Below are 25,518 nucleotides of genomic sequence, written 5' to 3'. Positions count from 1 at the left end.
GAAATGCAATAAGTAACCAAGATTCTTGCTTAGTAAAATTTTAAATTATGATATTCAATTAATACACCAAATGAAATATATGTAATTCATTAAAATTATTTATTAAGCAATATTATATATCCTTTTGGTTATTTTTTCTAATTATCTGAAGATTTATCAACATTAGTCTTAATATTCGAAATTAAAGAAATGGATTTTTCAGAAAGATAAAACTGCGCGTATTGCAATTATTTATGTATATAACTTTTTTAAAAATTATATTTTAAATATAGCTAGTTTTTTATAAATTTTTTGATATAATTACATACGGGAAAAGGGAAGAATTTTGTCTTCCCTTGTGTTTTTATTTGCATCTAGTACTTTTGCTAGATGCTTTTTTTTATGCTAAAAAAGGTATCCTCAAATACTTTGAGGATACCTTTTCACCTTTATTATCTCTGCTGTTTTCTACCTAATACGAGTAACCCAAAACTCATCATTACAAGAAGTGCTCCCATATATGGTTCCACAGGCATTTTCTGCCCTGTCTTCGGTAATTCTTTTTCAGGTTTCTCTGGATTCGGTGTCCCTGGCTTTTCTGGATCTGGTGTTCCAGGTTTCTCTGGATTCGGTGTCCCTGGCTTTTCTGGATCTGGTGTTCCAGGTTTTTCTGGATTCGGTGTTCCAGGTTTTTCTGGATCTGGTGTTCCAGGCTTTTCTGGATTCGGTGTTCCAGGCTTCTCCGGATCCGGTGTTCCAGGTTTTTCTGGATCTGGTGTTCCAGGTTTTTCTGGATTCGGTGTTCCAGGTTTCTCCGGATCTGGTGTTCCAGGCTTTTCTGGATCTGGTGTTTCTGGACCTGGTGGTGCTAAATGATTCAATTTGTTTAATACTTCTAATTGAACTGCATTTATCATTCCATTTGTAATTTCAAATGGAATTGGATTAGTTAATTTTTCATATCCTTTTGGTGCTTCTACTTCTACTAGTGTGTAGTTACCTACAGATAGATCTGTGATTTTTGCCTTTCCATCTTTATCTGTTGTTACTTTCACTACTACTTTTCCCTTTTCATCATGAACTTCAAACACAGCTCCTGATAAGACTTCCTTGCTTTCAGCGGCCATTTTTGTAATCTCCACTGAACCTTTGTCTAACTGTTCGTTCTCTACTTTCAATGATAAGACTTTTGTCATACCTTTTGTAATTTCGAATGATACTGGTTCCGTTAACTTTTTGTAACCTGGTAAGCTCTTCGTCTCTACTAATTTGTATTTTCCTACTGATAGATCTGAAACGTTTGCTTTTCCTTCTTTATCCGTCGTTACTTTCGCAACTACTTTGCCTTTTGAGTCACGTACTTCAAATACAACATTTTCTAATGGTGCTTTACTGTCTTTATCTATTTTTGTGATTTCTACATTCCCCGTATCTACCATTTCATTTTCTACAGTGAACGCTAAAGATTTTGTCATACCTTTTGTAATTTCAAATGGTACAGGCTTTTCTAATTTTTTGTAGCCTGGTAAACTCTCTACTTCTACTAGCTTGTACTTTCCTACAGATAAATCTGAAACTGTTGCTTTTCCAGCTTTATCTGTCGTTAATTTCGTTACTACCTTGCCTTTGTCGTCTTGTACTTCAAAGACTACACCTGCTAACGGTGCCTTATTATCTTTATCTATTTTTGTAATTTCTACATTTCCCGTATCTACCATTTCATTTTCTATTTTTAATGATAGAACTTCTGTCATACCTTTTGTAATTTCAAACGATACTGGTTCTGTTAATTGTTTGTAACCTGGTAAACTTTCTTTCTCTACTAATTTGTACTTTCCTACTGATAGATCTGAGATTTTTGCTTTACCATTTTTATCTGTTTGTACTTCTGTTACTACTTTGCCTTTGTCGTCTTGTACTTCGAAGACTACGCCTTCTAATACTTTTTGACTATCTTTATCTACTTTTGTGATTTCTACTGAACCTTTGTCTAACTGTTCATTCTCTACTTTTAATGATAAGACTTCTGTCATACCCTTTTCAATTTCGAATGATACTGGCTCTGCTAGCTTTTTGTAGCCTGGTAAGCTTTCTACTTCTACTAGTTTGTACTTTCCTACAGATAGATCTGAAATTTTCGCTTTTCCTTCTTTATCTGTTGTTACTTTTGTTACTACTTTGCCTTGCTCATCTTGCACTTCGAATGTTACGCCTTTTAATAACGCGCCACTTTCTTTGTCCACTTTTGTAATTTCTACTGAACCTTTATCTACTAGCTCATTCTCTACTTTTAGTGATAAAACTTCTGTCATACCTTTTTTGATTTCGAATGATACTGGTTTCGCTAGTTTTTTATATCCTGGTAAGCTTTCTACCTCTACTAGCTTATATTTTCCTACTGATAAATCTGAAATTGTTGCTTTTCCTTCTTTATCTGTCGTTATTTTTGTTACTACTTTGCCTTTTTCATCTTGCACTTCGAATGTTACGCCCGCTAATACTGCGCCACTTTCTTTGTCCACTTTTGTAATCTCTACTGAACCTTTATCTAACTGTTCGTTCTCTACTTTCAATGATAAGACTTTCGTCATACCTTTTTTGATTTCGACTGATACTGGTTCCGTTAATTTTTTGTAACCTGGTAAGCTTTCTTTCTCTACTAATTTGTACTTTCCTACAGATAAGTCTGAGATTTTTGCTTTACCATTTTTATCTGTTTGTACTTCTGTTACTACTTTGCCTTTGTCGTCTTGTACTTCGAAGACTACGCCTTCTAATACTTTTTGACTATCTTTATCTACTTTTGTTACTTCCACATTTCCCTTGTCTAACATTTCGTTTTCTACTGTTAAAGCAAGAGATTTTGTCATGCCTTTTTCAATTTGGAAAGTAATCGTATCTACTAATTGTTTATATCCTTTTGGTGCTTTTACTTCTACTAACTTGTATGTGCCGACTGATAAGTTAGTAACTTGTACTTGTCCTTTTTTATCTGTCGTTATTTTAGCGACTACTTGTCCTGCTTCATCTTGAATTTCAAAGACTGCATCAGCTAAAGCATCTTTATTTTCTTTATCTACTTTTGTAATTTCTACATTTCCTGTATCCACTAATTCATTTTCTACTGTTAGCTTTAGCGCTGTTACTCTACCCTTTTCAATTTCGAATGAAATTGGCTTTTCTAGTGGTTTGTATCCTGCCGGTGTTTCTACTTCTACCAACTCATACTTTCCAATAGATAAATCTGAAACGTTTGCTTTTCCTTCTTTATCCGTTTTTACTTTCGCAACTACTTTTCCTTTTGAATCACGTACTTCAAATACAACATTTTCTAATGGAGCTTTACTATCTTTATCTATTTTTGTTATCTCTACATTCCCTGTATCCACCATTTCATTTTCTACTTTCAATGATAGGACCTCGGTCATGCCTTTTGTAATTTCAAATGATACTGGTTTTTCTAACTTTTTATAACCAGGTAAACTTTCTACCTCTACTAATTCATACTTTCCTACAGGTAAATCTGAAACATTTGCTTTTCCTTCTTTATCTGTCGTTACTTTCGTAACTTCCTTACCCTTTTCATCTTGTACGATGAATGTTACTCCCGCTAACGGTGCTTTATTATCTTTATCTATCTTTGTTATCTCTATATTTCCCGTATCTACCATTTCATTTTCTATTTTTAATGATAAGATCTCGGTCATACCTTTTGTAATTTCAAACGATACTGGCTCTGTTAATTTCTTATAGCCTGGTAAACTTTCTTTCTCTACTAATTTGTACTTTCCTACTGATAGATCTGAGATTTTTGCTTTACCATCTTTATCTGTTTTTACTTCCTTTACTACTGTTCCAGCTTCATCTTGCACTTCAAAGACTACGCCTTTTAATGCTTTTTTGCTGTCTTTATCTATTTTTGTAATTTCTACTGAACCTTTATCTAACTGTTCATTTTCTACTTTCAACGATAGGACTGTTGTCATACCTTTTGTAATTTCGAATGATACTGAATCTGTTAGCTTTTTGTAGCCTGGTAAACTTTTCGTCTCTACTAACTTGTACTTCCCTACTGATAAATCAGAGATTTTTGCTTTACCATCTTTATCTGTTTTTACTTCTGTTACTACTTTGCCTTGCTCATCTTGCACTTCGAAGACTACGCCTTCTAGTACTTTTTGGCTATCTTTATCTATTTTTGTAATTTCTACTGAGCCTTTGTCTAACTGCTCATTTTCTACTTTTATTGCTAAAGATTTTGTCATACCTTTTTTTATTTCAAATGGTACTGGTTCTGTTAGCTTTTTATAACCTGGTAAGCTTTTCGTCTCTACTAATTTGTACTTTCCTACTGATAGATCTGAAACGTTTGCTTTTCCATCTTTATCTGTTACTACTTTTCTTACCACTCCATCTTTCTCATCTTGGACTTCAAATTCGACACCCGCTAATACTGCTCCGTTTTCTTTGTCCACTTTTGTAATTTCTATATTACCTTTGTCTACCATTGCATTTTCCACTTGTATTGGGAATATGCCGTCCCCTGTTACATTTACTTCGAACTCTGCTTCTTTTAATTGGTAGCCTTCAGGCGCTTTCGTTTCTTTTAAAATATATTTCCCTGGTGCTAACGGTTTAGAGATTGCCTTACCATCTTTATCTGTAACAATATGTTCGACTACTACACCGTCTTTTACTATATCAAACTCTGCATTTGCTAATGGTTTTTCACCATTTTCCGAATCAATTTTCTTTACTTCAATTTGACCCTTTTGCATAGTATTTTTAATTTCAATTGTTTTTGTTTCTCCAGCTTGAAGTGTAACCTCTACTGGTTCTTTTAATTTTTGATATCCTTCTGGTGCTACTGTTTCATATACTTTATACGTCCCAGGAGCTAAAGGTTGAGGTACTGAAAAACCTTTTTCGTCCGTTTTCAGTTTTGCAACAACTTCATTTGCACTATTTCGGACTTCAAATTCGGCACCTTTTAACCCTTTGTTCGGATTCTCAGAATCTATTTTATAAAGCGATACTGTACCATCTTTTGGAGCTTCAGGCGGCGTAATAGTTACTTCTTTTGATGTTAATGTTTTATCATCAAAATGTAATTCCGCTTTATTAGGAATCTTCTTATCTACGTAAGAAGATAAGTCTGCATCATTTTTAATTTTCGCCTTGATACTAAGATTAATTATCTGGTCTTCATACGACTTATAGTCAAAACTCTCACCAAACGTAAATGTTACTTCACTTCTTTGTTTATCTATATTTAACGTTCCTTTAGAAGTAATATCTTGGCCATTTTGATCATACACTTTTGCCTCTAATACTTCTAAAACATCTTCTAAATCATCACGAATTACCATAGATGTGTATTTAGGAGGATCGTTCGGTATGTGTGTACCAACTTGGTATTGAATCACTTGATCCATTTTTGTTAACTGCTCATTCTCTACAAGCTTGCCATTCTCATCAACTATATTTTTTTCAATGCTAGGTGGATTATTGTCACCTGAACCGGATCCTCCCCCACCACTTACAAATACTTGTCCTACTTTTTCTTCAGTTTTAATATTTTTACCTTCTAATTTCACAGTATTTTTATGAGGCTTCGCAGCAGGATTTGTAACCTTTGTTTTATATCTTAAAATATAGCCTTTTGAACTGTCTGGAAACTCAATTGTAAATCCAGCCTTTGTTGCATTAATTTTAATGTTAGATAAATCTGCTGGCTTAATATTTGTTGGTGCATAACCATCTTCAAATACAGCCTCTTCTAATACTACGCTGTCTGTAATTAACTCATGCCCAGGTCCTAATGTATCTGTTAATTTAAGATCTTGCATTTCTGTTCCAGTTGCATTTACATATACAAGCCAATCAGCAATCGAAGGATCTTCTTGATTATAAGAACCCCATTTCAATAGATTATCTGTATTGGGCTGTGGCTTCGGTCTCTCTGTCGTATTACTTACATTTACTTCTTTATTGACGATTTGACCATCAACGTTAAATTCTAATGGAATTTCTTTAACACCATCATATGCTTCTAGACCAAAGTAGAATTCTACGAATAAAGAACCTTTAATGTTATTCTTTCCTTCTACGTAATCCCCCATAGTACACGTTAATAGACCCTTTTTCATCTCACATGTACCAACTGTTTTTCCTTCAGCATCTTTTAAAGGAAAACTCATATTCATAAGGTCTTTTCGAAACTCTTTTGGCATATCAATTGTGAATTGATCTCCACTTTTTATTTTTTCTTTAGCTGACCACTTCACTTCTACTTTCATACCATCTGAGGCTTGATACGGTTCAGATGTCGTGCCATCAGTACGGGAAATATTAATTTCGTCCACTGGACTTTTCATCACAGCAGCTTGAATAACTGGAGCCCACACATTCAGCACTGAAAATAATACTAGAAAAACTAATGAAACCATTGAAATATGTCTTTTAGTACTTTTCATTTGCATAGTTCCCTCCTATTTTTTATATTTATATAACAAAAAAAGACCGTCCGGTTGCATCAAAAATGTGCAACCAGACGATCTTAGTAACCAATATGTATTACCGTAGACTCTAAGCTTTGCGGCCTATCCTTTCGAATAGTGTGCTAAAAATATCTTTTATTCTTTTTTTGTTTCATTTTCCTCTTAAACCAAATATTACTATACCGTCTGGACGGTTATAATTCAATACTCTATAAAATTGTTCTATTTTTCTAATAAAAAAAATAATTCACCACTACATTAAAGAAGCAATGGTGAATTATTTTCGCATTATATAGTTCGTATATTCTATTTATATGAATTACCAATAAGAGCTTGAATCACTTTTTCTCTTAACTCGGGGCTTAGTCTTCCAACCTCTAAATATTCCGAATACCATAATCCATCTGCTGCTAATCTAATAATTGTTGCACAAACTGAATCTATCTCATCGTTTTCTATATTCTTTTGCAGTTGCTGAAATGATTGTTGTAATGGCTCAAGTAATTCAGGTTTTAACATGAATGCTGCCATCATACTACTAGATAACTCTTCTGTTCTTCTCTCATTATTTAATCTTTCCTCTACAAAAGAGCGAACCCATCTCCCTTTCTTCTCTGCGTCTTCCGCTACTTTATTGTAAATGGCTCCCTCATAATCCTCTACCCCTCTGACTATCATACCTTCTATTAAAGCTTCTTTATTTGAAAAGTGATACAATAATCCACCTTTACTTACACCCGCCTCTTTTGCCACTGCTTCTAAGGTTAATTTAGCAACCCCTTTACATTGCACAATTTGAGAAGCGGCCGCCAAAATCTTTTGCCGCGTTATGCTTATACTCATTCCTTTTTAAAACCCCATTTCTACTAAATTTATATAAATACGAATCTTATTTTTAATATTGTTGATTACTACTAAGTATTTTCTTTATACAACAAAAGCTTCATTACCTTTGAATTTTTAGTTACTTATTCTATTAAAAATTTCCATATCATTCAATATGATAACATTAAATACACAAAGCTGACTATACATCTATACTTTTGTATTTATTGAAAATATATCCATTAATAAAATTTACCGATTTATTCCTTCTTATTACTTTAAGACAGCAGTAATTCTTTCAGTACTAAATAAAAAATGTTATTACTCCCATTGAATTGAGTAATAACATTTTACTTAACAAATTCGCTGCCAACTAGCATCCTTCACATCTTCACTAGTCGATTTTCTAACTAATCCAATAAAACATTCCTCGCAAGCACCAAATGCAATAAAATTTTTCTGTGCTTGTCTTAACGAGACTTCATTTGCACCACCTTCAAAGTCAGGATTGTTAAACTGTACCTCATCATCTTCCCAGTAACATATATTACAAATTTCATATGTACCTGGTGGTTCTTCTTCTATTGTTCTATACCCGCAGCACGGACATGTATATTTCATTCTGTTACTCCATTATTCATTTCTTTTTTCTCCCATATATTCCGGCCCATAAAGAATGTCACAGCACAAATCATAGTTATCCCCATGAAAAATGTATTAGAATCTTCATATGTAGTTGGAATGCCTACCGTTACGAAAACAATACTAAAAGCTAAAAGTAGATATAATAATAAAGACATAATATAGCTGAGTTTAAATCGTAAAATGATACCTCTAAACAATAGCTCACCAAGTAGACAGCCACCTAAAATAATAGGTACTCCGAAATACAATGTAAGGACTCCCATTTGCGCAGTAGATTGAATTATCTTTCCAATTATGTTCGGCGAAACCAGCTCACTATCGTTTCCCATCCTATCATATAAATCAAGTGCTGTTGCTGAAATAAAGAAACTTAATATAGAAAATGAATACGGTATTAAAAATTTGCTCACTCTCATTCACCTCGCTTGTTTCTTTACATATATTATTCATTATTTCCTATCATTTTTACATAAAAAAATAACCCTCTATGATAAAACATAGAGGGTAGCATTTCTATATAAAAATCTATACCTTATCCTGAAGTGAATCCCGAAAATAGGACAAATATCAAAACACCTAAACCATCTGCTATCTGCTCCCTACATTCTTTAGGGTAGATAGTTTATATGTTTTATTAGAAAGTAGTGCCTTCTTTTTTATAATATTCTTTTGAAATCTCTTCATAAAATGCGGCTGATGTCGCGTAGAAATAAGGTGCTAACCATAAGAAACCGATTCCTACAGTAAGAATACTTAAAATGAACCAACCTAAGAAACTTAAGCATAGTAAAAAGTAATCCATTTTATGTCCATTCATCATATGACGACTCTCAGTAATCGCTTGATTCGCTGTATATTCTGGATGATCATTCAAAATAAAATATGTCATAGAATAAGAAAATGATTTAATAATACCTGGAATAATAAGAAGTAATGTCCATAGAGTCAAGTATACATACATTAGTAAATATGTTAAAAACGACTTCATCAACTTACTTCCATCGCTAAACCATCTAAATATATGACCAATGCGAGCATCAGTCCCACGAATTGCATTTAAAACAAGATAATAGGCACCTATTGTTAATGGACCAATAACAAGCATTACTATAATACTTACTGTAAGTGAATCACTTGCTTCTTCCCAACCCCAAAATATCGAGAAAATACCTGTTGTTAGCATTTCAACAGCTCCAATAAGGATTCCAATTAATAAGGTTGCCCCTACCGCTAGTCCCCATCTTCCTTTTAATGCATCAAGTGCTTCTCTTTTCAACTGACTTATCATATATAACCTCCTAATACTATTTCCATTTTATTATACCATTTATATCAAAAATCCCACATATTTTCCTAAAACAGAAGCATATTACCTTTTTTCATACGTATTGATACATGTGTGCTGTAGTTGTACTAATATATGGATTAAACGACTCTTTTCCCTATAACAAAAAAGCCTGCCTTTCATAATAGGCAAGCTTTCTCAAGTTACATCTCATTTATTTTCTTCTTATACCAATCCTGCATTCTCTCCGCATCTTCTACTCTCGTATGCTCTATTTTATAACTAGATGATGCACTCGAAAACTTATACGTACATAAATCCGCACGGCGCTGGAAATATGATTGTGTCTTCTCCATTGATTGGACGTGTCTTCTTCTAATAAGTCCTGTATATTTTCCGACGCTACGATAGACAAGTGTAATTTGTTCTCCGTTAACACTGTAGCCATTTGTTTTAAATGTTGCGTAGCCAAGTGTAAAGATAAGGATTGCGAGCGGTAGTAATGCCCACATGATGTAATACTTTTCAAAGTATATGCTTATTCCAGTAAGCGGGATTGCGAGCATAGCGAAAAAGATAAAACTATCAATGAGATAGCGGCGCAATGCTGCTTTTGGTAACGAAGTAATACTTGCATTCAGTTCGTATGGTAATTGTAAATGCGCGAGTAATTGTTGCACTCGATCTTTTCGAATGATAGGATGCAGTGTAACTTTTTCTTCTTTCCCTTCACTTTGAATGACTTCTACTTGCACAGCACAATAACCGAACGGTTGGCGTAAAATGCCTTCTTTTATCGTAATCCCTTGAATGCGGTGCAATTTTAGTACGAGTTCTTTTCTCTCCAGTAACCCTTGCGAAATACGGACTTCATCATTTTTTCGATTCACTGTGAAGTTACCGTGTTTTAACGCGTAGCCAATTGTCGATATAATCCACGAAAGGACGAGCAAAATAGCTATCATCAAAATCCAGCCATATATATCATGTTCCATTACATACGACTTTACGCTATTCTCTATCCATTTCGGAATGTACTCATCTACTTGGTGATACACAAAAAAGATTAATGAGAATAATAATCCAAATTGACCAGATGTAACAGAGGCTATTAAAATCTCTTTCCACGTTAATTTGTATTCTCTCGCTTGTTTTTCCTCTGTAATAATTTCTTTTACTTCTACTTCTTCTAATGTTTTTTCTACTTTCAATTCTGAAGCCGACTCATTTAACATTGCGATAAGCTCTGTCGCTTCTTCTACCGTAATTCCAGCTAAGCTAACTTCTGCTTCATCGCCTCCGCCAGCTGTTTCAATCTGAATTTTTTTCAAACCGAGCATTTGGTATAGTACGTTAGAACTTGTATTAATTGTTTGAACACGTTCTTTATTTAAGTAGCTCTCCTTTTTCACAAAGAGACCTTGTTTCACATGTAATACGTTATTTTCAACCCAGTATGTTGTGTAATACCATTTTTCAAACGCTGAAAAGACGGTGAGTAAACCGAATGCAGCGGGAATTAAATACCAAAACGGGAACTTTCCGTTTAAGCTAAACATGAAAATAATGAGTGGTATAAAGTCTGTTATTTTTAACTCTAATAACATCGTGATTGGATGCTGCCTTTTATACATCCTCATCACTCACTTTCGCTAATTCTGCGATTTTCGTTTTCAACATTTCAGCTTCATACATCGTTAAACCTGGGATGCTATGAGAAGTTGCTGCTGTTGAAATGTGTAATTCTGCTAATCCGTATTTTCTCATAATTGGCCCTTGTTCAATCGTTACGTGCTGTACACGAATCATCGGCACTAATACGCGCTTAACAACGAAAAGGCCATGCTGAATTTCAAGTTCTTCTTCATTTAGTTGGTAGCTGTAATAACGTTGACGTAGTTTCGGAAACGTAAAGTAATCAAACGGTGTATATACAATTGTTAATCCGATGAGCACATAGAAAATCCAAGCCCACCAATTAAACTTAATCATAAAGAAAAGATATGCAAAAATGACTATAATACTGATTCCTAGCTCAATTAAAGAACGCGCTTTCCACACCTTGACCATGTCAGGGTGAATTTCATTTTTCAATGGATCCATGTAACCACTCCAAATCTAGTAATCTAATATATGAATACTCTCAATCTATATTTTACGTAACTTTACAGAAAATTGGAATTTAATCTTCTTTCTTCTCAGGAATAAAATATCCGAACCAAAGTAGCCAAATGAAACCGATTAACTTCATCCAATTTCCATCCGCTTGAAAAGCTTCAATCATACCTGGTATTTTATAAACCCCAATAAATCCAAGAAAACCGAGCCACCAGTTTTTTTGCATTTTCATTTTTACTCCTCCTTCATTACGTTTTTCACATTTCGAATCCAAATTTCTTTATACTTTAACTGGAATCCCATGAGCATATAGTTGCTCATATTATCGATCACGAGCGCTAGCGTATGAGCATTTTCTTCCGTTTCATGTTGTGACACAACGCCCAGTCTCGCGCCTTTCTTCAATAAATCATGGAAACCATGCAAAAAATCCTCTTGTATTTCAAATAAACGTTTCTGATACTTTTCATTTCGCGATGCAGTTACGATAAATTCATTGATAACGCGTAGTATTCCTTCTTGCCCTTCATACTCAGAGAGCATATGTAAACCATCTGCGATTAGCTTTTCTGCAAAGTTTTCTTTCGTATACCGCTCTTCATTAAAGTATTTTGTAAAATGATAATCAGAAAAAATCTCTTCAAATAAAAAATCAACTAACGCTTCTTTAGAAGAAAAATGATAGTAAATAGCCGGTTTTGAAATACCTACCTCTTTCGCAATCATGGAAAGACTCATCTTCTCAATGCCGTGTTCTGCCATAAGTTTAAATGATGCCTCTACAATGTTCTGCGATGTTTGTAAATTCTTCGTCATACTGTACCTCACTTATTTTTACTTACCGTTCGGTAAGTAAATTATAAAACAAAACGAAATGATTTTCAATTTAGTTAGCACTACAGAAGGTATTTATTGGAAAATACAGAAAGTTATAAAGTAAAAGCAACATATAAGAATAAGGAGGATATCATATGGGACTTGGTGGTAATGGCGGTAGTGGTGGTAGTGGTGGTAGTGGTGGTAATGGCGGCGGTGAAGCGGGACAAGCTGGTAAGAGCGGATTTTCATTAATCATTGTACTTTTTATCGTATTGATTATAGTTGGAATTAGCTATATCGGACTTAGCTTCTAAGAAAAGGCGTCCTACATTACATATGTAGGACGCCTTGTTTTTAATCCCTATTCAGCAATCGCATACGATAACAATTCATCGTCACTTCTCCAAGCCTTTGCAGTAATTGATAGTTCGCATACGCGCCGACTGGGGCGCCGATTACTGGGACGAGCTGAAGCATTTTTGCTAAATCAATATAGTCTCGGTACTCTGTTTGGAACTTTTCCCAGTCCATATGATTTTCTTTTTCTGTATCCCACGTTTCGATTGCTTTCCATATTTCTTTTCTGTGATCGTCACTTGAAAAGGCAAGTTGGAAAACGTGAAGGATAAAAAGACGCTCTTCTTGTTTACTCGTATCAAATCCGTACAATGTCGCTGCATCGAATAAAAATTTAATTTTAATTGTAAGTAAAAGCGGAAAGTCAGCAAGACCGAGGAGAATACCACCAGCTCCAGTCCCTGCTCCTTCTGCCGCTGCTATTTTTTTGTACTCATCCATTTTTTTACGAACTTCATCGTCACGTCTTTGCAGTGACCATGTCGTCTCTTTTAGTTTCGGCTTTATAAAGTTTGACCCGGCGCTAATCGTTTGCACCATCATACGAATCGTCTCTGTTAGTACCTTTTGTACTTTCGCCGGAATGAGCTGTTGCACCTTCGTCTGCACTTTTTTGGAGAACCGTGTCATCATAGAAGAACCTTTCATGAATGTAGCTTTCCACTGCTCCAATTCTTTTATAACCTTCTCTTCGTATGTAATCATAGGTTCATTCCTTTCAATTTAAACGCTCAATGCGCTTCGCCCCGTATTGGTAAACGAAACCGATACTAAATAATATGCTTACGATAAGTAAAATTCCTGTCATCATGAAATCTTTCGTTGCTAGTGCAAATATAACTGTAAAGATTACGCTTCCGATGATTAGAATCGCGTTTAATAAAGCAAGAAAATCCTTCTTCTTCTCTTCTCCCCCTACTGGATACAAATCAAGCCAAATTTTCATGCGATGATGTTTCCATAAAGTTAATAGCTGATAACCGATTAAGTATAGGAAGATAAGGCTTACGATAAATCGTCCATATAAAAATGGAATGAAGTAAAGAATTACTCCGCCAAGAGCGAGCAGACGCACATATAATCCAAAATAATTACCAGATCTTAAAAATGTTCTCGTATATAAGTATAAATATGTACGCTTTTCGCCTATCATCGACAGAATGAAATCTAGCCATTTTCTGCGGGCTACTCTTTCTTTTAATGCTGGTACATCAACGAACATGTTCGCAATGCGGTACAGTAGCATCATCTTCTTACCTTCTTCGGAAATTAAATACTCCCAGTTTAGTGGCTTTCCTTTGACCATTTGATGCATGATAGCAAGGTATAACACCATGAGAAGGACGATTCCACCAATGAAAAGAACTGAAGTACGTTCTACAAGGAAATATACAAATAAACCGTTTAGGATAAAACGAATGAACCAATCCGCTCTTTGTATATTTTGATCTGTTAAAAATGACTTTTCCCACGCTACAAATAAATTCCACGCTTTTACAATGACAAATGCGAGTACGATCCATATGTAGCCAGCTCCTGTTTGCTTCATTTGTTGGAAGTATAACGGAGCAAGCGCAGCTGCTACGATTGCGATTATGTATAACTGAATCATAAATGTAAAAAGAAATGCCTTTGTGAAGTAAGGTTTTAACTTTTCTTCAACTGGCAGTAAGTAAACGAGATCCGCTTCTTTTAATAATGTTTGAATGGATCCAGCCGTTAACACGAGTCCAATTAATACTGCCATTACGAGCGCAGTTGGAAACGAAGTTGTTAACGTTTGTAACCATTGCTGGTAATAATACGCTCCCGCACCGATGATGAACACGAAAATAAATTTCAAATGATCATTAAATACGTATTTACTATATGTACGAACTTCTTTTAGAAAGTGACGAAATCGTTCTTTCCATAACGCTGTGCTATTCATAATCTTCTTCCTTTGTTAGCGCGATGTAAATATCATCTAACGTTGCACCTGGCATATTAAACTGTGATTGCAGTTCAGATAGCGTTCCCTTCGCTCTTACTTCACCTTGATGCAAAATAATGAACGAATCACAATAACGCTCTGCCGTCGCTAAAATATGTGTGCTCATTAAAATACCGGCACCACTCTTTTTCATTTGGTCCATCATTTGAAGAAGGGATTGAATCGCTAACGGATCTAATCCAACGAAAGGTTCATCTACTATGTAAAGAGATGGCTCCACTAAAAATGCGCTCATAATCATTACTTTTTGTTTCATCCCTTTTGAGAAATGAGATGGAAACCATTTTAAACGATTTTTCATACGAAACTCTTGTAGTAGTTGTCCTACACGTTCTTCATATTGTTTTTCATCCACGCCGTACGCCATAGCTGTTAATTTCAAATGCTCTTCTAACGTTAATTCATCATATAATACCGGCGTTTCCGGAATAAATGAAAAGCTAGAACGGTACGCTGTCATATCATCACGAATTGTTTTCCCATTAATTGTGACAGTTCCTTTTTTCGGTTCCATTAAACCGATAATATGTTTAATCGTCGTACTTTTACCAGCTCCATTTAAACCGATTAAGCCGACAAGTTCGCCTTTATTAACAGAGAACGAAACGTCTTTTAATACAGGTCGTTTCGTATATCCTCCTGTAACATTTTCTACACGCAATAACTCGCTCATACGACACCACTTTCTTCATTAGTATTCATTCTATATTCATCTTACCAAAAATTATGCTGTACTACATAGTATCCATGTACTCAAAAAAAATTTTTAAATTTATTAGCATATAATTTCCCGAAAGCGGACATCATAATTATTGAAGAAGGAACACATTGAAAAAGCAACCACCAATTGATGAGTACAACAACATAGTGAAGTCATCATGAAATGGGGTGTCCAAGTTGGACAATGAAATTTACACATAACCAGATCATTTGTTTCATTTTCGAAACGGGGTGTCTCTGAAAGAGCATATACTGTTTTAAAAAATAAACAATTTCATTTAAAAAAAGATTGCAATTCATTTCACTTGAAAATGGGGTGTCTGCGGCAGAAACTTTAGCCGATTTACCGTGCATTTCTTAAATAAATGAGGTGTCTGCGAAACGTAAATTACGATAATGCTTTTTCAATCCCTCTTCAGAAAACAGGAAGCTGAGTCAGCTTCCTGTTTTTCGTGTTTGTTCTCTTATGTAATTATGGTAAAATACGGCTAAGGATATTTGAAAGGATGAGATCAATGAATCATACAGCAGACAATTGTATTTTTTGTAAAATCATTGACGGGCAAATCCCTTGCTCAAAAGTATACGAAGATGAACATGTGCTTGCATTTTTAGATATTAGTCAAGTAACAAAAGGACATACTCTTGTTATTCCGAAAGTTCACAAACAAGACATTTTTGCGTTAACGCCAGAAATCGCATCACATATTTTTTCTGTCGTTCCAAAAATCGCAAATGCGATTAAAGCAGAGTTTAATCCAGTTGGCTTTAACCTACTTAACAATAACGGTGAAAAAGCTGGACAAACTGTGTTCCACTTCCACCTTCATTTAATTCCACGCTACGGTGAAAAAGATGGTTTCGGTGCTGTTTGGAAATCACACCAAAATGAATACACTATGGAAAATTTACAAAACATCGCAAGTACAATTGCAAATAGTGTGAAATAATGACACTATAAGAAGGCGTAATACATAACAAGCCACTTCCCTGAAGTCATCAAATTCCGCATGGCTTGTTTCTTTACTTAAAATGCTCAGGGATGATTGTTTGTGCATAGCACATATAAGAAAGATATGCATATTTTCCCATCATGAATACGAACAAAAAATAAGGAGGTCTCCTTTTATGTCAAAAGCTAAATCCTTTATTACAGGTGTTATTTGCGGCGGAGCAGTTGCTGGACTAGCTGTTCTTTTCTCAACTCCTTCTTCTGGTAAAGACATGCGCGGCAAGTTAAAAGAAAAAGGAAATGATATTAAAAAGACTTTAGCTGATATTACAGCTGATACGAAATTATTAAAACGTCAAATCGTTGAAACTGCTTCAGAAGGTAAAGAAGTGTTCCAAGAATTAAAAGACGATATGCACGATACACTTTCTAACTGGAAGCAAGATATTTCTCAAAACAAGCGCCATATTGAGAAAGAAATTTTGGACATCCAAAAGTCAATTGAGAAACTACAAGAAGCTGTTCCAGAAAAAGCGTAAACAAATTCCTGCTTAGTTTTTTGCATATAACAAATATTTTTTATATAAATTGACCTTGACACGGCATGTCGTATAGATATGCCGTGTTTTTATGCATTTACAATATATGTTATCACTTAACATGTAAGGACAACGTATGTATTCACGACTCATAAAACGCTTCCATAGTTATGCATGATTTGTATAGAATGTCATTTTTCCGAAAAATTTTCACAATTCTCACAAAAAGACTTTATTAATTTTTATTTTACTGGCATAATAGATAGTAATGAAAAAAGAATGTTAAAGTGGGTGAGTAAATGAAAAGTGGAGAAAAAGATTACTCGGTAAAAGAAGCGATGATTTTCAGCCAACGCATTGCTCAATTATCGAAAGCGTTATGGAAATGTGTAGAGAAAGATTGGCAGCAGTGGATTAAACCTTACGATTTAAATATTAATGAACATCATATTTTAACAATCGCTTATCATTTAAAAGGGGCTTCTATTTCTGAGATTGCTAAGTTTGGAGTTATGCACGTATCAACGGCGTTTAACTTCTCTAAAAAGCTGGAAGAACGCGGCTATCTTGTATTCTCAAAAAAGGAAGATGATAAACGAAATACGTACATTGAAATTACAGACAAAGGGGAAGAATTACTACTTCGCTTAATGGAGGAGTATGATCCTGAAAATAATTCAGTGTTTAATGGAGCTCTTGCACTTCGTAATTTTTATGGGAAGTTCCCAGAAAATATCGAACTGATTGCAATCCTGCGTAATATTTACGGACAAGACTTTATCGATATTTTTGAGAAATCATTAGAAGATATTGAAGAGAACTTTACAGAATCCGATCAAAAGTTAGTTAAGAAATAATCTATTTATTTTTTCGCAATCATGCTTAAGAATTCATTCATAAGCGGCTTAAATAAACCTTGTTTTGCTAGCGCTTCCGCAGTTTCGTGTACTTCGAGCTGATGTGGAAGCGCTTTTTCAAATTGATCTAACAGCGCATCGAACAAAAGAAGCCCTTCTGCTTTCTCCACTACATATTGCTCGTTCAGTTTTTCACAAAGATTTAGTATACGTTCAATATCTTTTTTACGAGCTTTTTTCTTTATGATCAAAGAATAAAATGGACACTTCTCTTCATCAATCATTTTAAATAGTAGGTCTACATAGTATTCAGCTTGTTCTAATCTTCTAACAACGTCCATTTTCTCCCTCACTTTCTAACACAAAGTCTTCTATTTCTGAATTTTGTAACACGAACAAAATATCGTGTGATACAATATATGTATATGTATTTTAGCCAAAAGGAGGTCTCGCCTCATGACACTTATAACAGTTGTTTTTGTCGCATTCGCACTTCTTGTTATATTTTACACGAATTTCATGACACATACACTGTGTGAACGAAAACAAATAGCTGCGAGCCGCCAGCCCGGTGTCTTTCGGGTTATTAATGTATGTATAACAATTTTATTAATTTCTAGTTATATAGAAATTATATTTCATGGAAAGTGAGGAAGGAAAGCCCCTTCCTCACTTTTTTCCTCTATAAGCAAATTATACCTACAATAACCAATAAAATAAACAGTACAAGTAATAAAATAAGTTGAGAATTCATCCCCATCCCCTCCTCTATTCTATATATGCGGCATACGCCCAATATGGCACACTTTCAAAATCTGACACGTGCTGGTTAATTTTTCTTTATCAATATGAAAACGGTTCGAAATATGATATATTAAATTTTGTACATATTGCTTATACTATAGAACAAAACATTCATCAAAACTTTATCCTCAGCCTCGGTAAGCCCTGTTAAGCGCGCTTTACCAATATAAAAAAGCAAAAGTATCAGTGAGACTTAATCGGGCTCTTATGAATCAAAATTCATTGGTGTAGGATAAATTAAAAATACATAATAGTAGGAGTGTTTATCGAATGAAGAAAGCTATGCTTGCCTTAGCCGCAACAAGTGTAATCGCATTATCAGCATGTGGAACATCATCATCAGACAAAATTGTTACATCTAAAGCTGGTGACATTACAAAAGAAGAATTTTACAATCAAATGAAGACACAAGCTGGTAAACAAGTACTAAACAACATGGTTATGGAAAAAGTACTTATTAAAAACTACAAAGTAGACGACAAAGAAGTAGATAAAAAGTTCGATGAAACGAAAAAACAAGTTGGTGATCAATTCGATACACTGTTAAAACAACAAGGTCTGAAAGAAGAAACATTTAAAAATATGTTACGTGCTCAATTAGCTCAAGAAAAAGCAATTGAAAAAACAATCACTGATAAAGAATTAAAAGACAACTACAAGCCTGAAATTAAAGCAAGCCATATTCTTGTAAAAGATGAAGCTACTGCGAAAAAGGTAAAAGAAGAACTTGGACAAGGTAAATCTTTCGAAGAGTTAGCGAAACAATACTCTGAAGATACTGGCTCAAAAGAAAAAGGTGGAGACTTAGGATTCTTCGGACCTGGTAAAATGGTTAAAGAATTCGAAGATGCTGCTTATAAACTGAAAAAAGATGAAGTAAGTGAGCCTGTAAAATCACAATTCGGTTACCACATCATTAAAGTTACAGACATTAAAGAGCCAGAAAAATCATTCGAACAATCTAAAGCTGACATCAAAAAAGAACTTGTTGCGAAGAAAGTGCAAGATGGCGCATTCATGAACGATCTTATGATGAAAGAAATCAAAAAAGCTGACGTAAAAGTTGACGATAAAGATTTAAAAGATCTTTTCGAAGAGAAAAAAGCTGACGATAAAAAAGAAGAAAAGAAATAATGAAGTAAAAAAAGCTTGGGCTTCGGCCCGAGCTTTTTTATGTATCCTCTTCGTTAATGAAAGTTTATTTTTTCATTCGTTTAACTAAAACCATCTTTTATGCATTTCACTTAAAAACATTTCTGTAATTTTAAATCCAGAATTTTCTCCTATAATAGAGTCAATCCCGCAATGCGGACAAACTGCTGTGTTATCATCATCCCACCACTCTGTAATTTTTTCTGGATGAAAAATTTCTAAACAATAGAAACAACCACATATAACATCCTTTTCCAAGTGCTTTCTATTACGAGAACAAAAACGATGCGCTTCCTCAAAATATTTTTGCATCAGTATCCCCCTATTCCTGATTTTCTTCTTTGCTTTACTTACATTCTCCTCAATAAAATTGCAATTCTTCCTTAAAGAAAAACACAAAAAAACCTTGATCCACGCCACGCAGAACCAAGGTTTATCTTATTATCATTGATTAAATTCAAAAACTATGTTAAATTAGTACAGAAACACGTTTTCTAAAACTAAAGGAACGTATTTATCCGTATCTTAATTGTACACCAAAACACATCTTCAGTCAACCTCTATTTTTCACTTTTAAAGGAGTGCTACCGTATGAACAAAAAACTTGATTTAGAGCAAAAAAGATTGGATACCGTAATCGAAACGATTAAGGAGCAAATTGATAAACTGGAAAACGAAACTGGCAGACGCCGGGCAGAAGTAATCAATATTCGTAAACACTTTTGGGATGATGTGAAAGTGAACACGGATACTTTTGATGATTATCTTGAAACAGTTATCAACTTAAGACAACAAGCTCAGTCACTAGCTGTCACACAAATTACTCATAAGCACACCTTTAATCGACTTGCCGCACTAAAACGTATGCATAAAGCACCTTATTTTGGACGAATTGATTTCAAAGAAGAAGGAGAATCTGCTGCGGATCAAATTTATATCGGTGTTGCTACACTTACGGATGCTAGCGGAGAAAACTTTCTTATATATGACTGGCGCGCACCTATTTCGAGTGTATACTACGATTATCCACCAGGACCAGCTGAATACAGTACACCAGGCGGCGTAATCCACGGTAATGTGGAGAAAAAATTACAATACATTATTCAAAATGGCGAGATTGATTCTATGTTCGATACGAGCCTGACAATTGGTGATGAAATCTTGCAACAAGCGCTCGGAAAAGGTACAAACAAACATATGCAAAGTATCGTCGCTACGATTCAGCGTGAACAAAATGAAATTATCCGTCACGATGAAGGCCGACTCCTTATCGTGCAAGGAGCTGCTGGTAGCGGTAAAACATCAGCTGCCCTTCAGCGAATCGCCTACTTACTATATAAATATCGCGAATGGCTAAAAGCGGATCAAATTATTCTCTTCTCCCCTAACTCTATGTTCAATAGCTACGTTTCTAACGTACTACCTGAACTCGGTGAAGAAAATATGCAGCAAGTGACATTCCAAGAATATTTAAATCATAGACTGAGTAAGTCATTTGCCGTTGAAGACCCTTATGAGCAATTAGAATATATGCTAACTGAAACAAATAGCCCTACCTATAAAACGAGAAATGCTAGCATCCGATTTAAAGCATCTACTCAATTTTTCGAGATGATTAGAGCTTACAGACAATCTCTTGAATCTTCAGGCATGCTATTTAGAGGAATGAAATTTAGAGGGAAACTAATTGCCTCAGCTAAAGAAATTACAGGGCAATTTTATAATACTGACTCCTCTCTCCACTTCCATAGCCGAATTGAGAAGTTAACGGATTGGCTAAATAAGCAAATAGATGCACTTGAAAAAGCAGAACTGAAAAAGCCTTGGGTAGAAGAAGAAATCGAACTACTTAGTAAAGATGAATATCAAAAGGCTTATAAATATTTACAGAAAAAAGGCGAGTTTGACGACAACTCCTTTAACGATTTTGAGAAAGAGGCGAAAGTACTTGGACGTATGATTGTCCGTAAAAAATTGAAGCCTCTTCGTAAAGGCGTTCAAACATTGCGCTTCATCAATTTTACAGGTATATATAAACAGCTTTTCACAGATGCATCATGGGTTACTGGAGAAAAACCGAAAGAGTGGGATGATATTTGCTCATTAACAGTAAATATGCTTGATGAAGGAAAGCTATATTACGAGGATGCGACTCCATTTTTACTTTTAAAAGAATTAATTGAAGGCTTCCAAACGAACAGATCGATTAAACACGTACTCGTAGACGAAGCACAGGATTACTCGCCGTTTCAGTTCGAGTTTTTAAAACGTCTCTTCCCTGCTGCAAGAATGACGGTACTCGGGGACTTTAACCAAGCGATATTTGCCCATGCGAGTGAAACAGTGAATTTCAATACACTTACTAGCTTATACGGACCAGATGAAACGAACGGTATCAACTTAACTCGTAGCTATCGCTCAACAAAACCAATTATTGAATTCACACGTGCTCTCGTACCGGAAGGCAAGAACATTCACGCCTTTGAACGTGACGGCGCGAAACCTACAGTGACGAAAGTATCAAATGAAAGCGAACTGCACGAACATATTACTGCCAAAGTTGCTGAACTACAAAAAGAGCAGCACAATACGATCGCAATTATATGTAAATCTGCGGCTGAAAGCGCCGCTGCTTACGAAGCACTTAATCATATCAAGAATATTAAACTCGTGAAAAGTAACTCAGCCGAGTATGAGCAAGGCGTCGTCGTGATCCCTGCTTATTTAGCGAAGGGTATCGAATTTGATGCTGTTATTATTTACAATGCTTCTAAAGATGTATACAGCGATGAGAGCGTTCGTAGATTATTCTACACTGCTTGTACGCGCGCAATGCATGAATTACAACTTTATAGCGTTGGTGAGGTTAGTCCTTTTGTGCTTGGGGCTGATTCGGAGAGTTTTGAGCTTATAACAACACCTTGATAACAACCAAGGTGTTTCTTTTTTTGTGCAGGATTTGCACCTTTAAAGTAGAATATATCATTTTAGAAAAAAACAAGGAGTGGAAATATGAATCATTATTTCATTGCTATTTATGACGGTGAATTTCCTACCGAAAAATTACATACCATTTTACAATCTAAGCATACTTTTACTAACCTAAACTTCCGCACCATTTCAATTTCCTCACCAAGACCTTTCACATTATTAGTTGGCGAAGAACATCGTGCACTCACAACTGGATTTATAGACAAATACCACTTATTCACGAAAGAGTTGCAAACACTCGAGCAGCAAGAAAAGTACTACTATGTATACGATTATAAAATTAGAAAGAACATCGAGAATCCAATCCAAAAATGCTTTCCATTCGCACAAATCCATATAAGTGTTACGAAATTCCATCAAATGATTCAAAAAGTAAAAGACTTAAAACGACCTGTATTTGCAGGTTATAACATCGTCTCTCATGATGCAGACATACTTACGATTGTTGTACTTCTCTCTTCACCTTTATTGGATCCTAACACTTCCGAAAAAGACGCGGAAGAATACGCCTATTTACACCAGCTAGCTGAATCAATTTCTTGTTCTGAATTATGTATTTCTATTAAAGAGAGTGCACTTATTTAAACACGAAAAGAGGAGTATTTATCATACCCCTCTTCTACTATCTATTTACGTTTTTACTTGATCATAATAATGAATTCTTTTATATGCAACTTATATAAGTATCAAGGTGTCTTTCTAATTCTGAATGAAATACCCTTACGCCTATATACACTCAGCACAATCCCCATTATAAGCGCATGAAATACAGTCGGCGTTAATCCGTAACTAATAAAAGGTAAGGATATAGCAGCAAGCGGCAATAATCCTAGTATCATTCCAACATTATAAATGAACTGGAATACAAAAAGAGTCAATCCACCAACGAGTAGCAATTTACCGTACCGATCATTTATTTTATAAGAGATGACTATTAATCTTGCTACAAAAAGAGAAAGAACGAAGACAAGAATTAATGCAAGCCAATACCCATAATAGTAAGTCAAACTTGCAAATACAAAATCAGTATCCGGAGCAGGGATGAATTTCATATCTCCATATGTACCAAACCAACCTGCTGATGACATTACCTCTTTTAATCGTATATACATAAATCCTGCGCCACCTGCATCACTCTCAGGATTTAAATACCCTAAAAGTCTATCTAAGTGGTATCCTGAAGACCATGATACGGATACCTTGATAACAAATAAACAAATAGGTACAATCGTAATAATCAACGACGTTTTCTTTCCTAGCTTACTCCACCAAAGCATAACGAATACCATCGTAATATAGATAAAAATTGAAGAAAGGGTGGATACAATCAAAAATAAATACAAAGAAAATAAATATAAAACCACAAGATGTATAATCTTTAACCTACTATCATTAAAAAAAGAAGCCCAAGCTAGAAAAAAGAAAGGCACTGCCATTAGACAGTCAATTGCAATTGGGCCGATTTGTATTAACGATTCTCCAATCATTGAAGCGTTTGGAAAACAGTATAGTATTAACAGGACAACTACTCCGATTATATAAAACAACCATCCCATTCTCTCTAATTTCCGATAATCAAGTAACATCATCCCAATCGCTGTTACAACACCGAGAATAATAAATATCACCTTATTTATTATTACTTCATTCGTATATTCAAAAACAAAAACCGATAAAAAACCTAACCCCATAGCAGCCACTAATAAAATAAGTAAAAACCAATCCACCTTTGGCTTATGAAGTTTATTAAGTTCTTGCCCTAGTTTAATCGGACTTCCCATTTGTTCCACCGCTTTATTTTCAGCGACTTCCTCACTTAAGCCTTTTTCTATCCATGTGTTCTTCGCCTGTTTTAGGTGAAAATCTAGTTCCGTTGCTACAAAGCTCTTTGCTTCTTTTGATTTAATATGATTCGTAACTTCGCTTACAAAACGCTCCCCTTTTTTGTTCAATTCCGCCTCACTCCTGTACTAATCCTTTTAATATAAATCGTGCCTTCGTAGCATTCTTCTCTGCCTTTCGCAGCATCTTGTTTCCTTTATCATTTAATTGATAATATTTACCTCCCGCATGATCCCAGCTAGATTGGATAAAGCGATTTTGTTCTAGACGATGCAATAAAGTGTATAGAGATCCTTCATCACCTTCGAATTTTTGAATTCCTCTCCCCCGCAGTAACTGCATCAATTCATAACCTGTTTTTTCATTCATAAGAAGTTGCAACACTGCTAAAAGGATGTCTTCTTCCTTTTCGGACGATTGATTGATTTTTTCGTGCACCCGCTTTTGGTGCCGATCAGAAAAACTCAAATGTTTAAACGTTGTGTTCTCCATTGATTTTCGCAAACCTTTTAATCGATCTTCCATTTGATTATTCCTCCAATCCTTTCTTCAAAAGCTCCTTCGCTTTTTTCAGTCTCGTTTTTATCGTGTTTTCCTTTACGTCTATTACCATAGCAATCTCTTTAATTGATAATTCTTCATAATAAAATAGATAAATGACCTCTCGATATTTTATCGGTAAACTCATTACCGCAGAAGCAAGCCTACTATCCTCTGCATTTTGAATGACAGTTTGTTCCACACTTTCTTTTTGACTCTCCATATACGTAAAGTCATCCTCTGTCACGATAACTTTTTTGTTATACCAACTTTTTAAATAGTCCTTACATTGATTGATCGCAATTCTCCATAACCACGTTTTCACATTCGATTTCCCTCTATATGTATGAAGAGATTTATAACATTTCACAAATATATCTTGCGTTACGTCCTCCGCAACCTCTTTATTATTCACATACGAATACACAAGCTGCAGGACTTCTTGTCCATACTTGTTCATTATTTCGTCGATAAGGTCCTCCTTATCCTCTATTTCAAACGCTTCTATCGTTAATTCATCCACATCATTTCCTCCTTCCCATATATTAGACGACGCACTGTATGGAAAAGTTTTATAAATACATAAAAAAATACGGATGG

The 25,518-nt window shown here is 34.9% G+C and carries 26 protein-coding genes and 1 riboswitch; of the genes, 8 read left to right on the top strand and 18 right to left on the bottom strand.

Annotated elements, in window-relative coordinates:
* Positions 1–431 precede the first annotated feature (431 nt).
* From ACTFP3_RS01845 to ACTFP3_RS01805, 9 genes are all read right to left on the bottom strand, one after another.
* Entirely contained in the window at positions 432–6,461 is a 6,030-nt protein-coding gene (locus ACTFP3_RS01845; protein WP_440009193.1) for a SpaA isopeptide-forming pilin-related protein, read from the bottom strand.
* A gap of 59 nt (positions 6,462–6,520) precedes the next feature.
* A riboswitch (cyclic di-GMP riboswitch) is annotated at positions 6,521–6,613 on the bottom strand.
* 172 nt (positions 6,614–6,785) lie between these two features.
* Entirely contained in the window at positions 6,786–7,322 is a 537-nt protein-coding gene (locus ACTFP3_RS01840; RefSeq protein WP_440009191.1) for a TetR/AcrR family transcriptional regulator, read from the bottom strand.
* A gap of 336 nt (positions 7,323–7,658) precedes the next feature.
* Positions 7,659–7,925, bottom strand: coding sequence for a CPCC family cysteine-rich protein (locus ACTFP3_RS01835; protein ID WP_440009189.1), 267 nt, complete (start codon positions 7,923–7,925; stop codon positions 7,659–7,661).
* On the bottom strand, positions 7,922–8,359 hold the full coding sequence (locus ACTFP3_RS01830; RefSeq protein WP_440009187.1) for a hypothetical protein: 438 nt from the start codon (positions 8,357–8,359) through the stop codon (positions 7,922–7,924). Before ACTFP3_RS01830 ends, ACTFP3_RS01835 begins: the two co-directional genes overlap by 4 nt.
* Positions 8,360–8,583: 224 nt before the next feature.
* Positions 8,584–9,237, bottom strand: a complete 654-nt coding sequence (locus ACTFP3_RS01825; RefSeq protein ID WP_000625400.1) for a DUF975 family protein — start codon at positions 9,235–9,237, stop codon at positions 8,584–8,586.
* Between the two features lie 200 nt (positions 9,238–9,437).
* Positions 9,438–10,868: a PH domain-containing protein gene (locus ACTFP3_RS01820; protein WP_440009185.1), complete on the bottom strand. Its 1,431-nt coding sequence runs from the start codon at positions 10,866–10,868 to the stop codon at positions 9,438–9,440.
* Complete coding sequence (locus ACTFP3_RS01815) at positions 10,861–11,337, bottom strand: PH domain-containing protein (protein ID WP_000371345.1); 477 nt, start codon at positions 11,335–11,337, stop codon at positions 10,861–10,863. The genes ACTFP3_RS01820 and ACTFP3_RS01815 overlap by 8 nt, the downstream gene beginning before the upstream one ends.
* 79 nt (positions 11,338–11,416) lie before the next feature.
* Complete coding sequence (locus ACTFP3_RS01810) at positions 11,417–11,584, bottom strand: hypothetical protein (RefSeq protein WP_000783813.1); 168 nt, start codon at positions 11,582–11,584, stop codon at positions 11,417–11,419.
* A gap of 2 nt (positions 11,585–11,586) precedes the next feature.
* Positions 11,587–12,168: a TetR/AcrR family transcriptional regulator gene (locus ACTFP3_RS01805; RefSeq protein ID WP_000164838.1), complete on the bottom strand. Its 582-nt coding sequence runs from the start codon at positions 12,166–12,168 to the stop codon at positions 11,587–11,589.
* 155 nt (positions 12,169–12,323) lie between these two features.
* Here ACTFP3_RS01805 and ACTFP3_RS01800 point away from each other — a divergent pair, with 155 nt between their 5' ends.
* Complete coding sequence (locus ACTFP3_RS01800; RefSeq protein ID WP_431149138.1) at positions 12,324–12,485, top strand: YjcZ family sporulation protein; 162 nt, start codon at positions 12,324–12,326, stop codon at positions 12,483–12,485.
* A 40-nt stretch (positions 12,486–12,525) separates the two neighbouring features.
* Here ACTFP3_RS01800 and ecsC read toward each other — a convergent pair whose 3' ends face one another.
* The 3 genes from ecsC to ecsA are packed head-to-tail and all read right to left on the bottom strand — an operon-like array spanning position 12,526 to position 15,194.
* Positions 12,526–13,233, bottom strand: coding sequence for an ecs operon protein EcsC (gene ecsC, locus ACTFP3_RS01795; RefSeq protein ID WP_440009182.1), 708 nt, complete (start codon positions 13,231–13,233; stop codon positions 12,526–12,528).
* 13 nt (positions 13,234–13,246) lie between these two features.
* On the bottom strand, positions 13,247–14,458 hold the full coding sequence (ecsB, locus tag ACTFP3_RS01790) for an ABC transporter permease EcsB (RefSeq protein WP_001089131.1): 1,212 nt from the start codon (positions 14,456–14,458) through the stop codon (positions 13,247–13,249).
* Positions 14,451–15,194, bottom strand: coding sequence for an ABC transporter ATP-binding protein EcsA (ecsA, locus tag ACTFP3_RS01785; protein WP_001292603.1), 744 nt, complete (start codon positions 15,192–15,194; stop codon positions 14,451–14,453). Before ecsA ends, ecsB begins: the two co-directional genes overlap by 8 nt.
* Positions 15,195–15,756: 562 nt before the next feature.
* Between ecsA and ACTFP3_RS01780 the strand changes: the two genes are divergently transcribed.
* The 3 genes from ACTFP3_RS01780 to ACTFP3_RS01770 all read left to right on the top strand — a co-directional run bounded on the left by ACTFP3_RS01780 (position 15,757) and on the right by ACTFP3_RS01770 (position 17,589).
* Complete coding sequence (locus tag ACTFP3_RS01780; RefSeq protein ID WP_001016835.1) at positions 15,757–16,191, top strand: HIT family protein; 435 nt, start codon at positions 15,757–15,759, stop codon at positions 16,189–16,191.
* Positions 16,192–16,369: 178 nt separating this feature from the next.
* Entirely contained in the window at positions 16,370–16,732 is a 363-nt protein-coding gene (locus tag ACTFP3_RS01775) for a YtxH domain-containing protein (RefSeq protein ID WP_000030300.1), read from the top strand.
* A 299-nt stretch (positions 16,733–17,031) separates the two neighbouring features.
* Positions 17,032–17,589, top strand: a complete 558-nt coding sequence (locus ACTFP3_RS01770; RefSeq protein ID WP_000834924.1) for an HTH-type transcriptional regulator Hpr — start codon at positions 17,032–17,034, stop codon at positions 17,587–17,589.
* A gap of 5 nt (positions 17,590–17,594) precedes the next feature.
* On the opposite strand, the gene ACTFP3_RS01765 is transcribed toward ACTFP3_RS01770, so the two are convergent.
* The gene (locus tag ACTFP3_RS01765; protein WP_000383655.1) at positions 17,595–17,930 is read right to left on the bottom strand and encodes a DUF1878 family protein; all 336 of its coding nucleotides are present in this window, start codon (positions 17,928–17,930) and stop codon (positions 17,595–17,597) included.
* Between the two features lie 115 nt (positions 17,931–18,045).
* Here ACTFP3_RS01765 and ACTFP3_RS01760 point away from each other — a divergent pair, with 115 nt between their 5' ends.
* Positions 18,046–18,240: a hypothetical protein gene (locus ACTFP3_RS01760; protein WP_000172690.1), complete on the top strand. Its 195-nt coding sequence runs from the start codon at positions 18,046–18,048 to the stop codon at positions 18,238–18,240.
* A 31-nt stretch (positions 18,241–18,271) separates the two neighbouring features.
* On the opposite strand, the gene ACTFP3_RS01755 is transcribed toward ACTFP3_RS01760, so the two are convergent.
* Positions 18,272–18,385, bottom strand: a complete 114-nt coding sequence (locus tag ACTFP3_RS01755) for a hypothetical protein (protein ID WP_002023459.1) — start codon at positions 18,383–18,385, stop codon at positions 18,272–18,274.
* A 278-nt stretch (positions 18,386–18,663) separates the two neighbouring features.
* Between ACTFP3_RS01755 and prsA the strand changes: the two genes are divergently transcribed.
* Complete coding sequence (prsA, locus tag ACTFP3_RS01750; RefSeq protein ID WP_000710074.1) at positions 18,664–19,527, top strand: peptidylprolyl isomerase PrsA; 864 nt, start codon at positions 18,664–18,666, stop codon at positions 19,525–19,527.
* A gap of 84 nt (positions 19,528–19,611) precedes the next feature.
* On the opposite strand, the gene ACTFP3_RS01745 is transcribed toward prsA, so the two are convergent.
* The gene (locus ACTFP3_RS01745; protein WP_001174905.1) at positions 19,612–19,857 is read right to left on the bottom strand and encodes a hypothetical protein; all 246 of its coding nucleotides are present in this window, start codon (positions 19,855–19,857) and stop codon (positions 19,612–19,614) included.
* 279 nt (positions 19,858–20,136) lie between these two features.
* Between ACTFP3_RS01745 and helD the strand changes: the two genes are divergently transcribed.
* Positions 20,137–22,470 (top strand): RNA polymerase recycling motor HelD, encoded by a 2,334-nt coding sequence (gene helD / locus ACTFP3_RS01740; RefSeq protein ID WP_440009178.1) that lies wholly within the window; start codon positions 20,137–20,139, stop codon positions 22,468–22,470.
* A gap of 87 nt (positions 22,471–22,557) precedes the next feature.
* Entirely contained in the window at positions 22,558–23,121 is a 564-nt protein-coding gene (locus tag ACTFP3_RS01735) for a hypothetical protein (RefSeq protein WP_440009176.1), read from the top strand.
* Between the two features lie 101 nt (positions 23,122–23,222).
* Here the strand turns inward: ACTFP3_RS01735 and ACTFP3_RS01730 are convergent, their stop codons facing one another.
* The 3 genes from ACTFP3_RS01730 to ACTFP3_RS01720 are packed head-to-tail and all read right to left on the bottom strand — an operon-like array spanning position 23,223 to position 25,441.
* Entirely contained in the window at positions 23,223–24,488 is a 1,266-nt protein-coding gene (locus ACTFP3_RS01730) for an FtsW/RodA/SpoVE family cell cycle protein (RefSeq protein WP_440009174.1), read from the bottom strand.
* A 7-nt stretch (positions 24,489–24,495) separates the two neighbouring features.
* A complete protein-coding gene (locus ACTFP3_RS01725; protein WP_440009172.1) occupies positions 24,496–24,903 on the bottom strand; it encodes a PadR family transcriptional regulator in 408 nt (135 codons plus the stop codon).
* 4 nt (positions 24,904–24,907) lie between these two features.
* Positions 24,908–25,441 (bottom strand): sigma-70 family RNA polymerase sigma factor, encoded by a 534-nt coding sequence (locus tag ACTFP3_RS01720; protein ID WP_440009170.1) that lies wholly within the window; start codon positions 25,439–25,441, stop codon positions 24,908–24,910.
* Positions 25,442–25,518 lie beyond the last annotated feature (77 nt).

This window comes from Bacillus cereus group sp. MYBK5-2, from assembly GCF_051915685.1.
In the GTDB taxonomy this organism is placed as follows: Bacteria; Bacillota; Bacilli; order Bacillales; family Bacillaceae_G; genus Bacillus_A; species Bacillus_A cereus.
This window is presented reverse-complemented; position numbering and strand designations above follow the sequence as displayed.

Excerpts from the sequence above, each read along its gene's own strand:
- ACTFP3_RS01845 (WP_440009193.1), bottom strand. The coding sequence starts at position 6,461 with ATGCAAATGAAAAGTACTAAAAGACATATTTCAATGGTTTCATTAGTT.
- ACTFP3_RS01840 (WP_440009191.1), bottom strand. The coding sequence starts at position 7,322 with ATGAGTATAAGCATAACGCGGCAAAAGATTTTGGCGGCCGCTTCTCAA.
- ACTFP3_RS01835 (WP_440009189.1), bottom strand. The coding sequence starts at position 7,925 with ATGAAATATACATGTCCGTGCTGCGGGTATAGAACAATAGAAGAAGAA.
- ACTFP3_RS01825 (WP_000625400.1), bottom strand. The coding sequence starts at position 9,237 with ATGATAAGTCAGTTGAAAAGAGAAGCACTTGATGCATTAAAAGGAAGA.
- ACTFP3_RS01820 (WP_440009185.1), bottom strand. The coding sequence starts at position 10,868 with ATGTATAAAAGGCAGCATCCAATCACGATGTTATTAGAGTTAAAAATA.
- ACTFP3_RS01815 (WP_000371345.1), bottom strand. The coding sequence starts at position 11,337 with ATGGATCCATTGAAAAATGAAATTCACCCTGACATGGTCAAGGTGTGG.
- ACTFP3_RS01810 (WP_000783813.1), bottom strand. The coding sequence starts at position 11,584 with ATGAAAATGCAAAAAAACTGGTGGCTCGGTTTTCTTGGATTTATTGGG.
- ACTFP3_RS01805 (WP_000164838.1), bottom strand. The coding sequence starts at position 12,168 with ATGACGAAGAATTTACAAACATCGCAGAACATTGTAGAGGCATCATTT.
- ACTFP3_RS01800 (WP_431149138.1), top strand. The coding sequence starts at position 12,324 with ATGGGACTTGGTGGTAATGGCGGTAGTGGTGGTAGTGGTGGTAGTGGT.
- ecsC (WP_440009182.1), bottom strand. The coding sequence starts at position 13,233 with ATGATTACATACGAAGAGAAGGTTATAAAAGAATTGGAGCAGTGGAAA.
- ecsB (WP_001089131.1), bottom strand. The coding sequence starts at position 14,458 with ATGAATAGCACAGCGTTATGGAAAGAACGATTTCGTCACTTTCTAAAA.
- ecsA (WP_001292603.1), bottom strand. The coding sequence starts at position 15,194 with ATGAGCGAGTTATTGCGTGTAGAAAATGTTACAGGAGGATATACGAAA.
- ACTFP3_RS01780 (WP_001016835.1), top strand. The coding sequence starts at position 15,757 with ATGAATCATACAGCAGACAATTGTATTTTTTGTAAAATCATTGACGGG.
- ACTFP3_RS01775 (WP_000030300.1), top strand. The coding sequence starts at position 16,370 with ATGTCAAAAGCTAAATCCTTTATTACAGGTGTTATTTGCGGCGGAGCA.
- ACTFP3_RS01770 (WP_000834924.1), top strand. The coding sequence starts at position 17,032 with ATGAAAAGTGGAGAAAAAGATTACTCGGTAAAAGAAGCGATGATTTTC.
- ACTFP3_RS01765 (WP_000383655.1), bottom strand. The coding sequence starts at position 17,930 with ATGGACGTTGTTAGAAGATTAGAACAAGCTGAATACTATGTAGACCTA.
- ACTFP3_RS01760 (WP_000172690.1), top strand. The coding sequence starts at position 18,046 with ATGACACTTATAACAGTTGTTTTTGTCGCATTCGCACTTCTTGTTATA.
- prsA (WP_000710074.1), top strand. The coding sequence starts at position 18,664 with ATGAAGAAAGCTATGCTTGCCTTAGCCGCAACAAGTGTAATCGCATTA.
- ACTFP3_RS01745 (WP_001174905.1), bottom strand. The coding sequence starts at position 19,857 with ATGCAAAAATATTTTGAGGAAGCGCATCGTTTTTGTTCTCGTAATAGA.
- helD (WP_440009178.1), top strand. The coding sequence starts at position 20,137 with ATGAACAAAAAACTTGATTTAGAGCAAAAAAGATTGGATACCGTAATC.
- ACTFP3_RS01735 (WP_440009176.1), top strand. The coding sequence starts at position 22,558 with ATGAATCATTATTTCATTGCTATTTATGACGGTGAATTTCCTACCGAA.
- ACTFP3_RS01725 (WP_440009172.1), bottom strand. The coding sequence starts at position 24,903 with ATGGAAGATCGATTAAAAGGTTTGCGAAAATCAATGGAGAACACAACG.